The sequence below is a fragment of the Acinetobacter sp. AOR01_HL genome (assembly GCF_027855455.1).
GTDB classification, from domain to species: Bacteria; Pseudomonadota; Gammaproteobacteria; order Pseudomonadales; family Moraxellaceae; genus Acinetobacter; species Acinetobacter baumannii.
Genome location: NZ_JAKTIM010000041.1, coordinates 59,972 through 78,434, shown reverse-complemented (window position 1 = coordinate 78,434; position 18,463 = coordinate 59,972). Strand labels below are relative to the sequence as shown.

The window sequence follows — 18,463 nt, the reverse complement described above, 5'->3', positions numbered from 1 at the left end:
TTAAATTTGATAAAATCTATTTTTATTTACTCTTAATAAGGAATAATTTTGTCTTTACAGCCATCTTATATTGCTGGGTTCTGGCGGAGGACTTTTGCTTTTATTATTGATGTTGTACTAGTGAGTCTATTTTGTGGGCTTATTGTTAGTATTTTTTCGCGTTTATTACATCAGCATCCTGTGATTTCTACTTTAGTGGGCTATTGGTGTGTCATTTTATATTTTGGATTATTGAATAGTCATTTAAATCTAGGAAAAACTTTTGCAAAACAGTTATTAAAAATTAAAGTGCTGGATCTGGAAGGAAAAAATCTATCAGTTCCCTTATCTATTTCACGTGCTGCGATTCTATTTGCGCCTCTATGTTTAATTTCTTTAAGTGATTATATTGAAAACTTTACTCTCTCTTGGGGCATTAAGCTATTATTTATTTGCTTACAAATTTTAATTATATATTTTTATCTTTTTAATAGCCGAAACCGTCGATCGATCCATGATTTTATATCAGATTCGATAGTTATTAACGTTCAACAAAATTATACTAATATAAAAATACCTTCTACATGGCGGAAACATAAAGCTTTTGCCTCTATACTTGCAATTGCTTGCATGGTTTTTGTGATAAATCTAGCTTTATCCCAAGAAAAAAATGAAGAGATTATTCAGACACGATTAAAAGATATGCAGCCAGAAATTATACATATTCAAGAAACTTCAGAATCGATAAACGATAGGAAATTAAATTACTTTGATGTTCGAATTAAAAGCCCAGACAAGCTTAATAATCCTTTTTTTGCACAGCAATTTATTGAAAATTTAAAAAAAGTTACCCCGGCATTGATGGATGGAAATAGTGAGATACTCTTGGTCTTAAGAACAGATCTTCAATTTGGTCTAATTTCAACAGGCCAGTACAGTCTATATTCTGTTGAGCAGAATGATACAGAGTTTAACGTTATAGAGCAGCAAAGTTCTGAGTTCAATCAAATATCCTTTTTATCGATCAACTTCTAACCTACGTTTCAGCTAACTAAAGAATTATTAATGTTAATATTAAGTTGTTTGTTCAGAAAGATTTCTGATATCCGCTTTAGAAGTAAAATTCTGATTTGAGATAGACTTTATCAGTATTCAAACCAAACAACTTATTTGGCTCTTATTTTCAGAAGTTAATTCCTATCTATTCAGACTGAGCTAAGTCACTTTCATGACATGATAATTTATAATAATTAGCTTTTAGTCGTGAAGGGATTTTAAAGCTATAATCCTCACTATTTAACTCTATAGGACTGACAATACATTGGCACTTGTGGATGGCCTCAATGTACTTGAAAATTCTATCTTCGTAAGCCTATTGATTAGTCTACTAAGCTTTATATCAATTTATTGAATGTAGCTTGAGCAAACAAAAATGACCCGATCTATATAAAAATTGGTGAACTTTACTACTTACCTAAAATTCAAAAGTTAGTAAATGAAAAATTTGGTGGCAAAAAAGTTGAAGTCAATAAGCTTGTTTCTGAATTTGCAGACATCAAATAACTAATTTTTTTGTTTAAAATTATTTTCATAGTTAAGTCATGGCAACCGCGGTCTAGCTTTGTTTTATTCAAAAGATTGGATAGAATTTAGTAAACTTTTAATAAGATTATATCCGGAAATAAAAAAAAGAATAAATTTAAACTATTTATTACATCATCAATAGAATAGCTTCATATATTTCAAGCTATAAATATAAAATTATCTAGTACTTGTGAGGTTTCATAATGGGACAATGCTTTTGATCCCTCTAGTTTTACGTTTCCAACATTAGTAAAAAAGCAAATAGAGTAAATTTTACAATATTTGTTTTCATCCATAAGATCAAATAATTATTAGAGAGAATATATAGTATTGTTAGAGATAAAGTATTATTTGAATTATATTTATTTGTAGGAACTTTAGGGATTGATAAATATTTTATTATATATCCTGAAAATATGGGCCAAGAAACAGAACTGCACTATAACCGTTATCGCGATTATGATCCTCATAGCTCAAGATATATGAGCAAAGATCCGATTGGGTTGGAAGGTGGACTAAATACTTCGGCTTATGTAAATAACCCTACTTAATTGGTGGACCCAATGAGATTACAGCCAGTAGGTGGAAAAATCAGGATTAGGTATAGGTTTCTTATTTCTAAATACTATGGCTGGGTTTGCTAAAAATCCTGAAGATGCTCGTGCTTTAAGAGTATTAGAGGCGATACGTAATAATAATTTAGCGGCAGCATCAGTTGCAGGTTATGGATCTTATGTTGTAGTAGGCACAGTGGCCGCTGTATCTGCTGCTGCACCTGTAGTAGGAAGAGTGGCTGCGCCATTTATTGGTACTGGAGCACACTTAGAAGGAGCCGGTTTAACTGCTGGAACTGTGGGTAAAGCTGCTGTCACAAGTGCGGGAATTGGTGGGGGGTGGACATAATTTCTCTAGGAGTTAAGTGTAAATGCTTAAAAGATATTAATCTTGTCGTACTGGGCGAGTTGCTGCTGTTAGTGCTGTGACAAGTGGATGGGGCGCTACAACCTCCACTGCTGTGGGCTTTCGGCAAGTTGGTGGGAAAAGTATAGTGTTAAATGTGCCAAATATGGGACAGTTCCTTAAAAATAATGCTTCAGGAATGGTTATATTCGCAAATGAACAAATGATTGGACAAGCTGGTTCGAGAGCTGTTAAAGCTGCGACTGAGAAAGATAAATCAAGTAAGAAATAGTAAGGTGAAATAATGCTAACGATGTTGGTAGAAGTAATTATGGGTGTTTTCATTGCTAATTTTAAAGCATCAGAACACCCTATTATAAGTATAATAGTACGTGGCCTTTTGGTGGCGGTAATCGGCTTTTTTATAGCATTATTTTCTTCAATCCTAGAAGGTTGGGACTTTTCGATTGGGTTTGCTTTAATATTCAGCCTGATAATTGGCTTGGCCGTAAGTATTTTTCTGTTCGCGGTAGAGGCTTTTTTTAACTATATTGATAAGAAGTGATTTTATATATTAAGAAACGTTAGAGAAGTAGTGATAGGAGTTATAAAGGGAAGTTGAAATGAAAAAAATTGCAACGAATCAATTGAATCTTGAAGATGTACCTGCGGACTATAAGTGGAATAGTTTTGTTCAGTTTGCTTTAAGTTTTGATCCTAGATTAGAGATAGACCAATGGGGCGAAAGTGATTATATTAGTCCAAATCGGTTGCCAACTAAGTCGGATTCTATAATAGGATTGAGAAGCTATTTGTACCATCTTCAAAGAGTAAATAATCAAGAAATTAATGATGAAAATACTTTAAAATTTAGAGTGGAAAAAGTATATATTTTATTAAGAGAAAAGTTAAGAGAATTTTAATTTCCTTATATTTTTAATAGAAGTATATATAAATTAACTTAAGTTAGAAAGTAGGAGAACACTAATTTATAGCATATTATATTATTTATTAAATTATATTGGGTGTTATTCTAAAATATGAAATTTTTCTTATCAATATTTATATTTAGTACATTAACTTTGGTGGGGTGTGACTCATCTAATGTAAAAGTTAAAAGTTCTAATAGTAAGTTAAGTAAATATCAAAAGAATGCAGAAAATGGTGACCCTATTGCCCAATATAATATGGGCGTAGTATATCAACTAGGTTTAAATGGTGAGAAAGTAGATTTGGACAAGGCTGTTTATTGGTTTGAGAAAGCTGCCGAACAGGGTGAAGAGGAAGCTAAAGCTAATTTGGGTATAATTTATTATACAGAGGGAACTAAATATACTAATATTCCTAAGGCTTTAGATACTTTTTCTGAGCTTTCAAAAAAAGATAATAGAGTAGCTCTTAATTTTTTAGGAAGAATGTATAAGGATGGAGTTGGTGTAAAACAGGATAATAATAAGGCTTTTAATCTTTTTAATAGAGCTGCTATTTTGGGGGACTTAAGTGCACAGTTTAATTTAGGTAATATGTATTTTAATGGTGAAGGGATCCCTTTAGACTATGAAAAGGCTACCTATTGGTATAACAAGGCTATTATAAATGGGAAAGATGGAGATGCCGCTAAAATACTTGCTGGAATGTACTATGAAGGGAGAGGTGTAGAAAAAAATATTAATAAATCAATTGAATTACTTCAGATTGCTGCTGATCAAGGAGATCAAGAGGCGGCCAGAAATATAGAAATTATAAAAAGAGAGTGTGGTTGTTAGTAAAGAATATATTAAACTGGTCTGGACTAAGATAAATAATATCTAAGCTCAGACCAGTATATTCTTAATTATATAATATTTTTTGTAATTATTATTGGTTTAAGAAAAACTAAATTTATTTTCGAAAATTAGTTTTTTAGTGAAAACTTTATTAATAATTTGAGTCTACTATGATTAAATATTTAAATATCTTTATATTCAGTTTATTATTAGGGTGTAATAGCCTTGATAGTTCAGAAAATTCTGAATTTGTAAATTTGAAGAGCGCAGCAGAAGAGGGAGATATTCGGGCTCAGTCACAAATGGGCGATGCATATTTATTCGGTGAATATGATCTAAATGTAAATTATAAACAAGCTTTTAATTGGTATAAAAAAGCTGCTGATCAAAATGATGCAAAATCACAATATAATTTAGCAATAATGTACCTTAATGGTTATGGAGCAAAAAAGGACTTATCAAAATCTGTAGAATATTATAGAAAATCTGCTTTACAAGGTGATACTGATAGCCAACTTCAATTAGGAATTAGGTACTTAAATGGAGAGGGAGTTGAAAAAAATATAGAAACTGCAAAAGAATGGTTTCAGAAAGCAAAATTATCTGGTAATCAAGAAGCTGATGTTTATTTAGAAAAAATAAATAATTAATAAAGAATATATTAGATTTTTCTGGGTTACATAAATATTATCTAAGCTTAGGATGATATATGAATAATAAATTTTATAAGTTAATTGGCCCATTTTATACTTTTTAAATTATAATAAAATTAAATTATAAATTAATCATAAAATTTTCTGTAGTAATTGTACTCCAAATCAGTAAGACTTTTGCTTTTTAAGTAACTTAACCCATTAGTTCAACCCTATAGGGCAGCAGCTAGTAGACGGAAAAAAATTAGGATTAGGTATAGGTTTCTTATTTTCAAATACTATGACTGGATTTGGTCAAGTTGGTTGGAAAAGCATAGTGTTAAATGCGCCAAATATGGGACAGTTCCTTAAAAATAATGCTTCAGGAATGGTTATATTCGCAAATGAACAAATGATTGGGTAAACTGGTTCAAGAGCGGTTAAAGTCGCAACTGAAAAAGATAAATCAAATAAGAAATAAGGTGAAGTAATGTTAACGATGTTAGTAGAAGTGATCATGGGTGTTTTTATAGAGAACTTTAAAGCTTCAGAACATCCAATTATTAATATTATTATACGTGGCATTATTATTGCTATACTTATGTTTTTATTGATGATATTTTCAGATCTATCAAATGGTAACAAAAGTTCTATTGGGCTAGGGCTGGCCATAAGTATTGGAGGTGGGCTAATAATTAGCTTAGCTGTTTTTTTAATTGAGATATTTGCAAATTATCTTGATAAGAAATGGTAATGCTGACAGTTATAGCTGAAGTGATTATGAGTAGATTTATTACTGGCTATCAAATAGAGAATTATCCATATTTTTCAAATTTATTAAAGGTACCCTAATTGGATTAATAGATTTTATGATAGGATTTATAACTAATATTTTTAAAGGAGAATTAATGGCAAGAAATGATGTGCTACTTTATTTTATTATCTTCAATTGATTAGACTGTCTGTAACAGTTTTTTAAACTTTTCCATTAAATTGAGTATAGCTACAAGGGGATATAATGAATAGAAAAAGCTTTATTTGTTGGTTTTGGACTATTTAACCTGTTAAAATTTCATAAAATATTTACTTTAGAATATAGGGTGGTAGCAAAGTAATAAAAGTAGATTTAATTGGGAAGCACTAAAGTTATAAATGATAGTTTAATAATAAATTTTTGATTTTGAAAGTTTATAAATTATCAATATTTTATTATTTTATAGATAAAAGGTCGTAGGATTAAGATAATGTTTTTTTTTTAAACTTTAAATTTTTTTAGCTTAAGTTTACTTTTTTGCGCTTATGCTTATAGCGCTACTTATAAGAAAAATAATGAATTTCAATGGGCAGAAGCTGGGAATGTTAATGCCCAATATAACGTTGCAATGAACTTTTTAAACGGAGAGGAAGGTTATCCAAAAGATTATAATCAAGCTAAAAGATGGTTTGAGATAGCTTCTAAGCAAGAAGATGCATCAGCCCAAAATGCTTTAGGGATTATTTATTTAAGGGGGTTGGGGGGAGATAAAGATTTAAGCAAAGGAGAATATTACTATAGACTAGCCGCAAATAAAAATCATGAAAATGCTCAGTTGCAATTAGCTCTTATCTTATTAAATAGTAAAAAAAGTAATAACTTGAAAGAGGCTAAAGAATGGTTAGAAAAAGCTAGCCTTAATGGAAATATAGAAGCTAAGGATAAGCTTAGAGAAATAGAAAATAAATAATATTTTAATAATCAATATTTGGTTATTAAAATATTTTATTTAAGTTGAAAGAATATTTCATTTCTGAATCTTTATAGAGATATTATTTCTTTATAAAGGTTTGAGTTTTCTTTGTCAATCCAGAATAGTATTAGTCTGAAATTATGAAGTTTTTTTATCAATATTTATATTTAGTCCATTAACTTTGGTAGGAAGTGATTCATCTAATATACAAGTTAAAAGTTCTAATAGTGAGTTAAGTAAATATCAAAAAGATGCCGAAAATGGTGACCCTGTAGCCCAATATAATATGGGTGTAGTATATCAACAAGGTTTAAGTGGTGAGAAAGTAGATTTGGATAAGGCTGTTTATTGGTTTGAAAAAGCTGCTAAGCGAGGTGAAGAAGATGCTAAATATAATTTGGGTGTAATTTATATTAGTGATAATTAAAAATATAGAAATGTTAAAAAAGCGATGGAAATTTTTTTAGAAGGTATGGGGGGAAATGACGCAGAATCAATTAATCAATTAGGAATTATATAAAGATGGTATTGATACTTCTGTAGATAATACAAAAGCTTTATCTTTATTTAAACAAGCAGCTAATTTAGGGTCGAATAGTGCACAGTTTAATCTAGGAATAATGTATTTTAAAGGACAATGTGTTAAACAAGATTTTATCGAAGCTAGAAAATGGTTTGAAAGAGCATATAAAACAGGTGGAAATATTAATGCAGCTTATACCCTTGCTGGAATGTATTATGAAGGGAGAGGAGGGAGTAAAGATATTGAAAAAGCACTAAATTTATATCAGTTTGCAGCTGATCATGGAGACCAAGAAGCTGCTAAAAATATAAAATTATAAAAAAGAATATGGGTGTTGATAAAAATTTATTAAATTGAACTGGGTTTAGATGAATAATATCTAAGTTCAGGGTTGAATATGTTTAATAAATTGAATTAAATTAATATTTTTAAATCTAATATAAATAAGATTTTTATATATTAAGTGCTTAGATAAATATTAATTTAACTTGAATAATTCTTGAGCTGCATATGAATTTCCTACTTCAGCAGACTTTTCAAACCAAATACGGGCTAAGGATAAGTTCTTATCCACTCCTAGTCCGTCTTTATATATTTTCCCGAGATGATATTGTGCATTGCTTTCGCCTTGATTTGCAGCTGACAAAAACCATTTTTGTGCTTGAGCATAATCTTGTTTTATACCATCTCCGAGTAAATACATAAGCCCTATATTATATTGGGCATCAATATCTCCTTGGACGGCAGCTTTCAAATACCATTGAGAAGCTTCTAACTTGTTTTGAGTTACTCCTCTGCCATGTAAAAACATGGTTGCTAGATTTGTTTGAGCATCTGAATCACCCGCATTTGCAGCATCTAAGTAGTATTTAATAGCTTTCTGATAGTCCTGCTTAATACCTAAACCTTTACTGTAGAAATTTCCAAGTTCATTTAAGGATGCAATGTCACCTTGTGCTGCGGCTTTCTCATACCAATATTTTGCTTTGACATAATCTGGCTTAATATACTCATTTCCCATGTATAATAAACCTAAATTATATTGAGCATTAACATAACCCTGATTTGCAGATAAAGTGTACCATTCAATAGCTTTTAGAATATCGGGTTGAATGTCTTTATATCCTTCTGCATACATTACACCTAAACTGTACTGTGCTTCAGGATCTCCCTTTTCAGCTTTTGATCTGATATCAGTTAAATCAATATTGTTTTTTATATTAGTATTAGTCTGACTAGATTGCTGTTGTCTAGTATTGTCATTTGTTTGTTTTATAGATTTTGCCCATCCTGAACTCAGGATGCTTAAGAGACAAATAGTTAGAAAAATTCTTTTTGGTAACATCTTTTATCCTCTATAGATATTTTACTTTGCCTCTTTTTTTCAGAATTTAATCCCTATCTATTCAGACTCATCTAAATCACGTTCGCGGCATGATAATTCATAGTAATTACCTTTTGGCAGAGAACTAATTTTAAACCCATAGTAAGTGCTATTGGTTTCTATCGGAGCGATATTACATTGATTCTTTTTTGCAAATTTTTCAATTAATTTTAAATTGGTGGTTTGCTTAAATACAGCTCCCCAACCTTCACTCACACAACAGCCCACATATTCAGACATATATTCATCTGAAATAAGTACAACGTTTTGTCCCATAAATTCATAAGGTTTTTTAAGTTTGTATATATCGTTATAGTCTGCTCTTGAAATATTAGGTTTTTTGGCTAGGAAACCTTTTTGTTTAAGAATTTGAAACTTTAAAAAATCTTCAGGACCAGTACCAAGTCCCCGATAAATCGAGCTATTGTCCTCTGCAAAACTATATGAGCTGAAAATGCTAATTAAGCTTAAAAGTAATAATTTTTTCATTTGTAATTTCAGAAGTTGTATTAGGGCATAATTGTTTCATATCTTATGAATAGCGTAAAGTAAATGACTGATTTTTATAGTCTACTCATAAAATATAGTATCGGTAATAGTTAGTTATTAGATTATTTTTTTCTTTGAATAAGATGAGATAAGAGAGGAAGGAAAGCAACCTAAATAGTGGCTTTCCTATCTTTTAAAGTCACGAACGTGCTTTAAAAATAAGCTTAATGAAATAAGCTTATTTCTTCTGTTTAAAACGGTATTTACATTTCAAGCAGCGATAGTCCTGAAATATATTTTTATCAATCATTACGCCTGCTTTTTTACCAAAAATATTACCTACCACACCGCCAGTAATGCCTGCACTGATTGCACCGACAAATGTTCCTACAGTTCCACCAACAATTACACCTAATGGTCCGGCAACAGTACCAATCGCTGCCCCTACAGTAGCACCAGTTGCGGCGCCGCCTACAGTACCTGCCGTAGTGCCTGCAGCTGTTAATAAAACACCGCCAGTGGTTTTAAGTAATTTGTCATGATCACGTGTTTCAATTTCTGTAGAACCACATTTCGGACATTGCAGTGTTTTTTCCATAAAATTTTCCTGTCTTTCATCATTGAGCGACGCAGTAAATAGCGCGAAATCTATAAGTGGGTAAAGCACTGGGTTAGATGAAGTGTCTTTTTCCTAGAAGGGCATCGCAACAATATACTTTGTCAGCCTCGATTTTAGCTGAACATAAGCACAAATAATTATAGATCATGTAAACACTTGTATTTTAATCATGATCTGTTGAGTATAGGCTAATTGCTTGTTTTAGAATGAATAAAGAATACATAAAATATCTCAGAATTAATTATTGTGAATTAAATTAGAAATAGGCATATGTCATTATTAGTTTGTTCTGAAGGCAAATCTTTTGTAAAGACTAAAATAACAAAGGCTTATTCTGTTTAAATAAGCCTTGTTTGAAGATTAGAGTGATTTTTTCCAACTCAAAATTGTATATAGCCCAAACATAAAGGCGATCCAGATTGGAATGATAATTACTGACTTTTCAAAGCCTTGAGTCCACATGATATATAAAATCATGCCAATAAAAGTCAAAACGATATAGTTACTCAAAGGAGAAAATAGTGCAGGAAATTTGGCAACTTTATTTTCAAGCTTCATCGAACGTTTAAATTTTAAATGGGTAAAACTAATAATTGCCCAGTTTAAAACCAAAGCTGCTACAGCCATGTACATAAGATAGCTTAAAGCTTCTTCTGGTATGAAATAGTTAAGTAATACACACCCAAAAATCAAAATAGAAGAAAAGATAACCGCGGATGTAGGTACACCTTGTTTGCTTACTTTTGCAAAAACTTTAGGTGCGTTGCCTTGAACTGCTAGCCCGTACAACATACGGCTATTGGCATACATCCCACTGTTATAAACAGAAAGGGCAGCAGTTAAAATAATAAAGTTAAGTAAATGTGCCGCCCAACCAATGCCCAGTTGGCTAAAAATCATGACAAATGGACTCTTATCTAAACCGCCGAGGTCCAGTTGATTCCATGGAATAAGCGACATAATAATTGCCAGCGAAGCCACGTAAAAAATTAAGATTCGAAAAATAACTTGGTTAATGGCTTGTGGAATACTTTTTTCAGGGTTTTCAGCTTCAGCTGCCGTCATTCCAATGAGTTCAATACCACCAAAGGCAAACATTAAAAAAGCGAGCATATAAAATAGGCCCGAGAACTCATGAGGGAAAAATCCGCCATGCTGCCATAGGTTTGAAAAGCTAGCTATAGAGTCATTACCTGCGGTAAGCAGTAAATATAAGCCAAACACAATCATTGAAATGACCGCAGCCACCTTAATAATAGCTAACCAAAATTCAGATTCGCCATAAAATTTAACATTGCCTAAGTTCAAGCAGGTGACCAGCACAAAGAAAAATAAAACTGAAACCCAAGCAGGGATATGAGGCCACCAATAATGTACATATTTAGCCACGGCGGTAAGCTCGGTCATGGCAACCAAAATGTACACTACCCAATAATTCCAGCCCGATAAAAAACCGGGAAATCTTCCCCAGTATTTTTGTGCAAAGTAACTAAAAGAACCGACTACAGGTTCTTCGACAATCATTTCACCCATTTGGCGCATGATTAAAAATGCAACCAAACCGACAATGGCATAACCCAAAATGATTGAAGGACCAGCAGACTGAATGACTTGTGCCGAGCCTAAAAATAGTCCTGTGCCCACAGCACCACCCATAGCGATTAACTGGATGTGACGATTTTTAAGTCCACGTTTTAGTTGGGAAGATGAGTTACTCAAAATACTATGCGCTGAATAAAGAAGCCGGCGTTATTGTAATGGATTGGATAGGGATAACCTAGTTTGAAAAGTAATATTGCGCTTATATAAAAAGATTCGCACAAACCTGTACGAATCCTTTTTTAGAAAAATGACGTTTTTATAAATTAGAAAGATACCATTTTGCCTGGGTTAATCATTGCGCCGATGCCATACATACTTTTAGCCAGTGGAATAACGACAGGGGCAAGGGTACGGCCAAAAATAATATTTTGATGGTCAATTCTAGATAACATTTCAAAGTCATTCGATTGACCAACAAAGTCATTTGCGATGGCTTTACCAATACGTACTGTCTGTGCTACGCCATGACCGCTCCAGCCGTGAACAGCATAAATAGGGAGCTTGTTGCCAAACTTACGGCTATCGACTGCACCATTTACCGTTAAATCAGTAGTTCCACTCCAGACGAAATCCATCTCTAGATTTTTAATTTGCGGGAATACGGTATGAATTCGATGCTCTAGATAATTTAGAGTTTTCTCTGGTCCCCAACATGTTCCAGTACCTTGTCCACCAAACAGTAAACGGTTATTAAAGACAGGGCGGTAGTAATCAATCTGGAACTGAGTGTCATAAACAGGATGTCCAAATGGCAGAAGCTCTTTGGTATCAAGCTCTAAAGGAGCGGTGGTCGCAACATAGGTGTAAAACGGAATAGTGGTATTGTTCTGTTCAGATAAAAGTTTAAATGAAGCATGGTGTACTGCTAAAACCACAGACTTTTTAGCTTTTACGACTGCATTTGCTGTGTGAACATAAATACCATCTGCTTTTTCTTCTATTGAAATAACTTCTGTTTGCTCATACACAGAGCCGCCGTTTTGGCAAAAGCCATAAATTAAGCCACGGTTTAAAGCCAACGGATGGATTTGTCCACCTAACTCATCAATTAAACCACCTGTATAGTAGTCAGACTTAATATAGTCCATGAGTTCGTGTTTACCCACAATACGGGTGTGGTCTTCACCTAAGTATTTTCGGGCATCGGCACCTTGTGTTAAGCCAACCAAATGACCTTCATGAACGGCGGCAGTAATATGGCCGTATTTTCGGTCAAAGTTGAGTTGGTATTTTTCCGAGATATCATCAATCAGTTGCATCGCTTCAGTAGAGGTAAAATGCCATAGTTTTTTGGCATCTTCGTAGCTGAGCCGATCGGCCATTTCTTGAGCTTCCCAACGCGCTAAACCTGGGGTGAGTTGTCCACCATTTCGACCTGAAGCTGCACTACCAATACGATTTTTTTCTAATAAAACCGTATCTACACCTTGTTCAGCTAAATGTAAGGCAGTTGATGAACCTAATAAGCCACCACCAATAACCACTACATCACACTCGATGTCAGCATTTAAACTGTCAAATGTATGCCAATTCGAGAGGGAACTTTCATAGTAGTTTGCTGGGTTATCTACCGAAGTGCCATTAACCGTGGATGTATCAAATTGTGCATGTTTTGGATTTAACCAGCTCCATTCTTTACCCACTTGTAAAGACTGACTTGGTTTATATTCCACATCTTTTAAAAGTTGAGGTTTAGAAATAATTTTCATGACGAAGTTCCTTAAAAAATTAATAAGCATTACTAATAGCAATACTTTGTTTTTTAATCGTTTTATAAATGAATAGGAGAATGCCTAAAGCTAACCAGAAGCATCCAAAAGTCAGTGAAGACGAGTCGAGATTGAGCCATAAACAAATAATGCTGATGACCGATAACAGCGGTAAAAATAGGTTTAGAAATTTATTTTTAAAACCTGAGCGTTGTTTATCTTTAATATAAAATTTCATAAAAACTGAGAAGTTTACGGCTGTAAACGCAACAAGCGCACCAAAACTGATCAGACTGACAACTTGAGCTAAATCTAAGAAAATAGCCGACATTGAAATAAGCCCGACAAATAAAACCGAGAAAAAGGGTGTGCCTAAAGAGCTATGGATGGTTCCAAAATACTTTTTAGGGAAAATATTGTCAGTGCCCATTATATACAGTAAACGCGAAGCACTGGCATGTGAGGCAAGGCCAGAGGCGACAGTGTTCATAATTTGTCCGCATAAGAAGATGGACTGAAACAAAGCACCACCGACATAAAGCACAATTTCGGGTAACGCTTCTGAAGGATGGTGAAAACGGACATTGTTTGGAAAATAAAGCTGAATAAACCAAGCGGCTGTGAAGAAAATAGCTCCGCCAGCAAGTGTGGTTAACATGACTGCACGGGGGATATTTTTGGTGGGTTGTTTGGTTTCATTTGAAAGGGTGGTGACCGCATCAAAACCTAAGAATGAAAAGCATAGAACTGAGGCCCCAGCAACAAGTGGTAATAGTGATTGCTGACCATGCCATAGCGGAGCCAAGGTAAGTACATGTTCGTAACCTTGAGTAGAGCCAATACCCCGAACCACTAAATATACAAAAATAACCATGAGGATAATCGGTGCGAACACAAACACGAGACTTAAGTTGGCAAGTAACCGAATACGGAAACAGTTGACTAAAGTCACAAGGCCCGCCGATACCAGCACCCAAAACCAATAAGGCAAACTTGGAATTAGTGCGGTGAGATAAATTGCTGCCAGTAACACATTGATGAGTGGTAATAACAGATAGTCGAGTAGAGAGCACCAACCGACAAAAAAACCACTTTTGGGTCCTAAGCTTTCGGCAGTATAACTATAGGCTGAGCCTGATTTTTCCGAATTTTGACTAAACCTTGCGTAGCTCCAAGCGGTAAGCAACATAGCACCTAAAGCAAGTAAATATGCGAGAGGGACATGCCCGTTGGTAATTCCGGAAACAATACCGAAAGTATCAAAAACCGTCATGGGGGTCATATAGGCAATACCAATAATTGTCACTTGCCATAGCGATAATTTTTTTAAGGAAGACGCTTTATTTTCCATGTCTTTTCAACCTCAAATTTCATTGTTTTTGCTTTTCATCCAGAAAGGCGATGCTATTTTTAGGCCAAAACTTCCCCTAGACCTGAATAAACAAGTCTGTTTGAAGAAAGTTTGAACAACAGCTAGGGCTTAAAGTGCTATATCACCTTGGTGGTACACTAAAGCGGGAATAAAAGGCCAATATTCTTTGCTTTTTAGATGACAACCAACTGGAAAGACTGACAGGGTTGCGAGAAAAACTGTTGATCAGTCTTAGCTTTAAATAATGTCCCGGTTCTGATGCTAATGTCATTTGAAGTAATGACTCGAGATGAATCATTCATAATGACCGCCTTTTGCTTAATGTTTTTGAGTTTTGGCATAAGTAGTTTTTCAAGGGCCGAAACTAAAATATCGGTCGCAATGACACCGATAAAATGGTCATGAATCATGACAGGGTGAGCAATGGTAATGGTATAGGCTCCATTGCAAATATAATCCACATAAGGACCATGTATGCATGGACTTTTATTTTGTGCAGGTTTATGGAACCACTCAAATGAGCGGAAATCTAAAAAGCGCTGCGCATTTTGGTAGTTTTCAAGTTTCGCTTGTTGTAATTGATCTTCTTTTTTATACCACCATTCTAGCGTCCAATAGTCTTGCTCATCTTGAGTTGCCGGACTATAACTTGCAAAACCCGTACCTTGACTATAATGGCTCTGAGAGAGTGCTTTTTTAATTTCTTTCTGCAAAGCAGCGCGTTCTGAAGTTGAAAGCTTAATATCTGCATTTTTTTCAGAAGCGTGTTTCGACAGAATTTTACTTGCTTTACTTGCGAGTGTTTCCGTAATAGAGGTTGTTTCGTCAACTACCGTCTTTAACAAATTTTGAAGCTCTTCTACATCTAAATGTTGGGTCATTCCTATAACTCCTAAAATTCCATATTCCTAACTTGTGTATTTATAAGCCATCTTATTTTTTATTTTTATTCACTCGATAACTTATATCGAAGCATTTGGTCAGTGAGCATTGAAACTATTTTTCTGGCTTGAATAACAGCTTCATTTTCATTGTTGTCAATAAAAGACGACAAAAGATGGTGATATTGCTTTACAACTTCACGGTGAAAATCATCATCTTGATAAAGCACGGCAATGAGCGGAGCCCATTCAGCCTGAATAGTGAGTTCCTGATTTGCCAGTCTTGAAGATTGGGCAAATGAGGTGAGTGTGAGTAAACAACGTAAATCAAGCTGTGCACGTGTATCTGCCTCAACGGCTTGTTCAAATTGATCAATTAACTCTTTGATTTTGTTAAGTTCGTATTCAGTCGTCCTTTGAGCGGCCAGATAGGCACTATGACTTAAAATTGCACTATGAAACTCACCTAAATCGGCAAGATACTCATTTGAAGCTTGGCGCAAAGGATGTTGATTTAAAAGTAAATCCGAAGGTAGCTCACAAACAAAACTTCCACCATTTCTTCCGCGACGTGTATCAATTAAACCCTTTACGCGTAAAGTATTTAAGGCTTCGCGAACGGTAATTGGTGAAACTCCCATTAAGCGTGCTAAGTCTGCTTCATTAGGAAGTTGTTCATTGCTTTTGAGCAAACCAGAGATAATTGCATTTTCCAAGCGTTCTACAACTTGTTCCGAACGAGTTGCTTGAGCAATAGGCGCAAAAATTATCGTATATGCTGACATGGCGAATTCTCTAAAAGCTAAGTCAAAAGACTTAGCTTAATGAAGCGGATAAATAGTTATTAAAACACGCCATAACCATGGACAGCCTGTTCATCTTCAGGCACAGCAGGTATTGCATCCCAAAGTTCAACAATTTTGCCATTATCTACACGCCATAGTTCAAAATAGGCATGTCGATTTCCGGCAATACTGCCTTCGGAATGTGTCAATACAAATTGACCATCAGCAATGGAGCGATGCGTTTTTGAGTATACCAAACCTTGTCCTTCATTACGGATATTGTTCAAAAAATCAATCACGGCTTTAACGCCATCACCAATATCTGGACTATGTTGAATGAACTGATCGCCGTCGGTATATTCTTTAAAGGCTTCATAGTTTCCATCGATTAATGACTTCTTGAAGAAAGACGTCACAATCTCGCGGTTTTTCTCTGGGTCATGGTGAGTTACGATTTCAGTCGGACCATCTAGTTGAGTTCTACCGCTTACATTCGGTGCAGCTTCTGCCACAAGGCCGTCCCAATGCTCGACAATTTTGCCGTCTTTTACTCGGTAAATATCAAAACCAACCAATGGGTTTTCATCTAAGCCTTGAAAGCGGCCATGAATTGCAACCAAGTCACCATCTGCTAGTACACGTACAGCTTCGTGTTGCATATCGGGACAATCTTCTACCAATTGACGAAGACCTGAAATACCATTTGCAACGAGTGGTGAGTGCTCTATAAAGTCTTCAGAAAAATAACGGTCTAGAGCAGTGGTGTCATGCAAATTAAAGAGTTCGTGATGGGCTTTAGTCACCAAGTCTTTCATTTCTTGCTTATTCATTTTGATCTCCTTTCAAAACGCATTGTTATTATTCGTTTGAACTCATCACATGTTTAACACGTGTATATTCTTCAAAACCGTAACCAGATAAATCTTTACCATATCCTGACTTTTTGAAGCCGCCGTGTGGCATTTCTGCGGTTAAAGGAATATGGGTATTAATCCAAACTGTACCGAAATCAAGTTCACGTGATAGGCGTGTTGCACGAGCATGGTCTTTGGTCCAAACACTTGAAGCTAGGCCATATTCAACATCGTTGGCTTTTTCAATCGCATCATTTTCATCGGTAAATTTCTGAACGGTAATCACTGGTCCAAAAATTTCATTTTGAATAGCTTCATCATGTTGTTTTAGGCCACTAATAACAGTCGGTTCAAAATAGAAACCTGGGCGGTCTGCCTGTTTTCCGCCTGTTTCAACTTTGGCGTGAGCAGGTAAGTTGTCGATAAACGCTTTAACATTCTTTAATTGATTGGCATTGTTAAGTGGGCCATAAAGCGCGTCTTGATCATCTGGATCGCCAAAACGTGTATTTTTTGCAGCTTCAACGAGTTTAGCTAAAAACTCGTCATGAACAGATTCAGCCACAATCACACGTGTTGCAGCAGTACAGTCTTGGCCTGCGTTGAAATAGCCGGTTAAAGCAATCATTTCAACGGCTTTATCAAGATCGGCATCTTCAAAAACCAGTACAGGTGCTTTACCGCCAAGTTCAAGATGAGCTTTTGCTAAATTTGCCGCAGCAGAAGCAGCAACTTGTAATCCGGCACGAACTGAACCGGTAATTGAAACAAGAGCAGGGGTTTTGTGTGATACAACTTTTGAACCGACTTGCGCTTGGCCTAACACCACGTTAAATGCACCTTTCGGAAAAAATGGTGCAGCAATTTCTGCAAGTAAAAGGGTACTTTCAGGGGTTGTGTCACTTGGTTTTAATACGACAGTATTACCCGCTGCCAAAGCAGGCGCGATTTTCCAAACCGCCATCATGAGTGGATAGTTCCAAGGCGTAACCTGACCAACCACACCGACTGGTTCACGACGAATAGAAGAAGTTAAACCTTCTAAATATTCACCAGTTGCTGTGCCATCGAGTAAGCGGGCAGCGCCTGCAAAGAAACGAACTTGATCTGCCGATACACCTACTTCTTCAGATGCTATTAAATGTTTTAACTGACCTGTATTGCGGCTTTGCGCTTCAATCAAACGGTCGGCATTGGCTTCAATAGCATCTGCCAAGTTAAGTAATGCTTTTTGACGAGTCGAAGGTGTACTACGTCCCCAAATTTTAAATGCTTCTTTTGCAGCAGCATAAGCTGCATCAACTTCTGCCTCGGTCGCATTCGGCGATTGTGCATAGACTTCACCAGTGACTGGGCTTACCAAATCGAAGAAATCATTTCCTTTGCTAGCAACATATTCGCCGTTAATGAAGTGTTGTAGTTGAGTTTTAGCCATTTTTTATACCTTGTCCTTAGGTTTTAACATATAACATATAATACTATATGTATTATGTTTTAAATTTTCTGTCAAATGCTTTGATGAGGAGAGGGAGTGAAAAAGGGGGAATTTAAATCAAATTAGATTTTAAGTTTTTGATTTTGATTATTTAAAAAAATTAAAAATTTATTGAGGATTGTTAGAATAGGTTCATCATGAGGATGGCGCTTTTAGATTTAA

The 18,463-nt window shown here is 34.9% G+C and carries 18 protein-coding genes and 4 pseudogenes; 12 read left to right on the top strand and 10 right to left on the bottom strand.

From position 1 onward, the window contains the following. Positions 1-48 precede the first annotated feature (48 nt). The 12 genes and pseudogenes from MKL62_RS12945 (at position 49) to MKL62_RS12885 (ending at position 7,449) form a co-directional block, all read left to right on the top strand. Positions 49-1,014 carry an RDD family protein gene (locus MKL62_RS12945; protein ID WP_005129234.1) on the top strand — a complete coding sequence of 322 codons (966 nt, stop codon included), beginning with the start codon at positions 49-51 and terminating at the stop codon, positions 1,012-1,014. A gap of 280 nt (positions 1,015-1,294) precedes the next feature. Beyond that, positions 1,295-1,542: pseudogene (locus tag MKL62_RS12940) on the top strand (MetQ/NlpA family ABC transporter substrate-binding protein); the annotation flags it as partial. 446 nt (positions 1,543-1,988) lie between these two features. Continuing rightward, positions 1,989-2,108 (top strand): annotated as a pseudogene (locus MKL62_RS12935) (RHS repeat-associated core domain-containing protein); the annotation flags it as partial. Positions 2,109-2,145: 37 nt separating this feature from the next. Next, positions 2,146-2,466, top strand: a complete 321-nt coding sequence (locus tag MKL62_RS12930) for a hypothetical protein (protein WP_227503467.1) — start codon at positions 2,146-2,148, stop codon at positions 2,464-2,466. Between the two features lie 145 nt (positions 2,467-2,611). Beyond that, positions 2,612-2,755 carry a hypothetical protein gene (locus MKL62_RS12925; protein ID WP_002041943.1) on the top strand — a complete coding sequence of 48 codons (144 nt, stop codon included), beginning with the start codon at positions 2,612-2,614 and terminating at the stop codon, positions 2,753-2,755. A 12-nt stretch (positions 2,756-2,767) separates the two neighbouring features. Then, positions 2,768-3,028 carry a hypothetical protein gene (locus tag MKL62_RS12920; RefSeq protein ID WP_005111690.1) on the top strand — a complete coding sequence of 87 codons (261 nt, stop codon included), beginning with the start codon at positions 2,768-2,770 and terminating at the stop codon, positions 3,026-3,028. Positions 3,029-3,086: 58 nt separating this feature from the next. After that, on the top strand, positions 3,087-3,386 hold the full coding sequence (locus tag MKL62_RS12915) for a hypothetical protein (protein ID WP_005129219.1): 300 nt from the start codon (positions 3,087-3,089) through the stop codon (positions 3,384-3,386). Positions 3,387-3,503: 117 nt separating this feature from the next. Further along, complete coding sequence (locus MKL62_RS12910) at positions 3,504-4,229, top strand: tetratricopeptide repeat protein (protein WP_005129218.1); 726 nt, start codon at positions 3,504-3,506, stop codon at positions 4,227-4,229. A 170-nt stretch (positions 4,230-4,399) separates the two neighbouring features. Continuing rightward, complete coding sequence (locus MKL62_RS12905; RefSeq protein WP_030423677.1) at positions 4,400-4,879, top strand: tetratricopeptide repeat protein; 480 nt, start codon at positions 4,400-4,402, stop codon at positions 4,877-4,879. A 472-nt stretch (positions 4,880-5,351) separates the two neighbouring features. Further along, on the top strand, positions 5,352-5,615 hold the full coding sequence (locus MKL62_RS12900) for a hypothetical protein (RefSeq protein ID WP_005129214.1): 264 nt from the start codon (positions 5,352-5,354) through the stop codon (positions 5,613-5,615). A gap of 505 nt (positions 5,616-6,120) precedes the next feature. Next, positions 6,121-6,585 (top strand): annotated as a pseudogene (locus MKL62_RS19610) (tetratricopeptide repeat protein); the annotation flags it as partial. Between the two features lie 160 nt (positions 6,586-6,745). Then, positions 6,746-7,449, top strand: a pseudogene (locus MKL62_RS12885) (tetratricopeptide repeat protein). A gap of 140 nt (positions 7,450-7,589) precedes the next feature. Here MKL62_RS12885 and MKL62_RS12880 read toward each other — a convergent pair. From MKL62_RS12880 to MKL62_RS12835, 10 genes are all read right to left on the bottom strand, one after another. Next, positions 7,590-8,456: a tetratricopeptide repeat protein gene (locus MKL62_RS12880; RefSeq protein WP_005129202.1), complete on the bottom strand. Its 867-nt coding sequence runs from the start codon at positions 8,454-8,456 to the stop codon at positions 7,590-7,592. Between the two features lie 57 nt (positions 8,457-8,513). Next, on the bottom strand, positions 8,514-8,984 hold the full coding sequence (locus tag MKL62_RS12875; protein ID WP_005129199.1) for a hypothetical protein: 471 nt from the start codon (positions 8,982-8,984) through the stop codon (positions 8,514-8,516). Between the two features lie 238 nt (positions 8,985-9,222). Then, positions 9,223-9,582: a hypothetical protein gene (locus tag MKL62_RS12870; protein ID WP_000416092.1), complete on the bottom strand. Its 360-nt coding sequence runs from the start codon at positions 9,580-9,582 to the stop codon at positions 9,223-9,225. A 381-nt stretch (positions 9,583-9,963) separates the two neighbouring features. Continuing rightward, positions 9,964-11,322, bottom strand: a complete 1,359-nt coding sequence (locus tag MKL62_RS12865) for an amino acid permease (protein ID WP_079270567.1) — start codon at positions 11,320-11,322, stop codon at positions 9,964-9,966. Between the two features lie 146 nt (positions 11,323-11,468). Then, positions 11,469-12,914 (bottom strand): NAD(P)/FAD-dependent oxidoreductase, encoded by a 1,446-nt coding sequence (locus MKL62_RS12860; RefSeq protein ID WP_005129185.1) that lies wholly within the window; start codon positions 12,912-12,914, stop codon positions 11,469-11,471. A gap of 19 nt (positions 12,915-12,933) precedes the next feature. Next, complete coding sequence (locus tag MKL62_RS12855) at positions 12,934-14,265, bottom strand: APC family permease (protein WP_000428073.1); 1,332 nt, start codon at positions 14,263-14,265, stop codon at positions 12,934-12,936. Positions 14,266-14,459: 194 nt separating this feature from the next. Beyond that, on the bottom strand, positions 14,460-15,167 hold the full coding sequence (locus MKL62_RS12850; protein ID WP_000191921.1) for a cache domain-containing protein: 708 nt from the start codon (positions 15,165-15,167) through the stop codon (positions 14,460-14,462). 65 nt (positions 15,168-15,232) lie between these two features. After that, complete coding sequence (locus tag MKL62_RS12845; RefSeq protein ID WP_001277431.1) at positions 15,233-15,952, bottom strand: FadR/GntR family transcriptional regulator; 720 nt, start codon at positions 15,950-15,952, stop codon at positions 15,233-15,235. 59 nt (positions 15,953-16,011) lie between these two features. After that, a complete protein-coding gene (locus MKL62_RS12840; protein WP_001041177.1) occupies positions 16,012-16,782 on the bottom strand; it encodes a nuclear transport factor 2 family protein in 771 nt (256 codons plus the stop codon). A gap of 28 nt (positions 16,783-16,810) precedes the next feature. After that, positions 16,811-18,241 (bottom strand): gamma-aminobutyraldehyde dehydrogenase, encoded by a 1,431-nt coding sequence (locus MKL62_RS12835; protein WP_005129183.1) that lies wholly within the window; start codon positions 18,239-18,241, stop codon positions 16,811-16,813. Between the last annotated feature and the right edge of the window lie 222 nt (positions 18,242-18,463).

What these genes read in the sequence shown, in the direction of transcription:
- MKL62_RS12920 (WP_005111690.1), top strand. Translation starts at nt 2,768, where the DNA reads ATGCTAACGATGTTGGTAGAAGTAATTATGGGTGTTTTCATTGCTAAT.
- MKL62_RS12915 (WP_005129219.1), top strand. Translation starts at nt 3,087, where the DNA reads ATGAAAAAAATTGCAACGAATCAATTGAATCTTGAAGATGTACCTGCG.
- MKL62_RS12910 (WP_005129218.1), top strand. Translation starts at nt 3,504, where the DNA reads ATGAAATTTTTCTTATCAATATTTATATTTAGTACATTAACTTTGGTG.
- MKL62_RS12905 (WP_030423677.1), top strand. Translation starts at nt 4,400, where the DNA reads ATGATTAAATATTTAAATATCTTTATATTCAGTTTATTATTAGGGTGT.
- MKL62_RS12900 (WP_005129214.1), top strand. Translation starts at nt 5,352, where the DNA reads ATGTTAACGATGTTAGTAGAAGTGATCATGGGTGTTTTTATAGAGAAC.
- MKL62_RS12880 (WP_005129202.1), bottom strand. Translation starts at nt 8,456, where the DNA reads ATGTTACCAAAAAGAATTTTTCTAACTATTTGTCTCTTAAGCATCCTG.
- MKL62_RS12875 (WP_005129199.1), bottom strand. Translation starts at nt 8,984, where the DNA reads ATGAAAAAATTATTACTTTTAAGCTTAATTAGCATTTTCAGCTCATAT.
- MKL62_RS12870 (WP_000416092.1), bottom strand. Translation starts at nt 9,582, where the DNA reads ATGGAAAAAACACTGCAATGTCCGAAATGTGGTTCTACAGAAATTGAA.
- MKL62_RS12860 (WP_005129185.1), bottom strand. Translation starts at nt 12,914, where the DNA reads ATGAAAATTATTTCTAAACCTCAACTTTTAAAAGATGTGGAATATAAA.
- MKL62_RS12855 (WP_000428073.1), bottom strand. Translation starts at nt 14,265, where the DNA reads ATGGAAAATAAAGCGTCTTCCTTAAAAAAATTATCGCTATGGCAAGTG.
- MKL62_RS12850 (WP_000191921.1), bottom strand. Translation starts at nt 15,167, where the DNA reads ATGACCCAACATTTAGATGTAGAAGAGCTTCAAAATTTGTTAAAGACG.
- MKL62_RS12845 (WP_001277431.1), bottom strand. Translation starts at nt 15,952, where the DNA reads ATGTCAGCATATACGATAATTTTTGCGCCTATTGCTCAAGCAACTCGT.
- MKL62_RS12840 (WP_001041177.1), bottom strand. Translation starts at nt 16,782, where the DNA reads ATGAATAAGCAAGAAATGAAAGACTTGGTGACTAAAGCCCATCACGAA.
- MKL62_RS12835 (WP_005129183.1), bottom strand. Translation starts at nt 18,241, where the DNA reads ATGGCTAAAACTCAACTACAACACTTCATTAACGGCGAATATGTTGCT.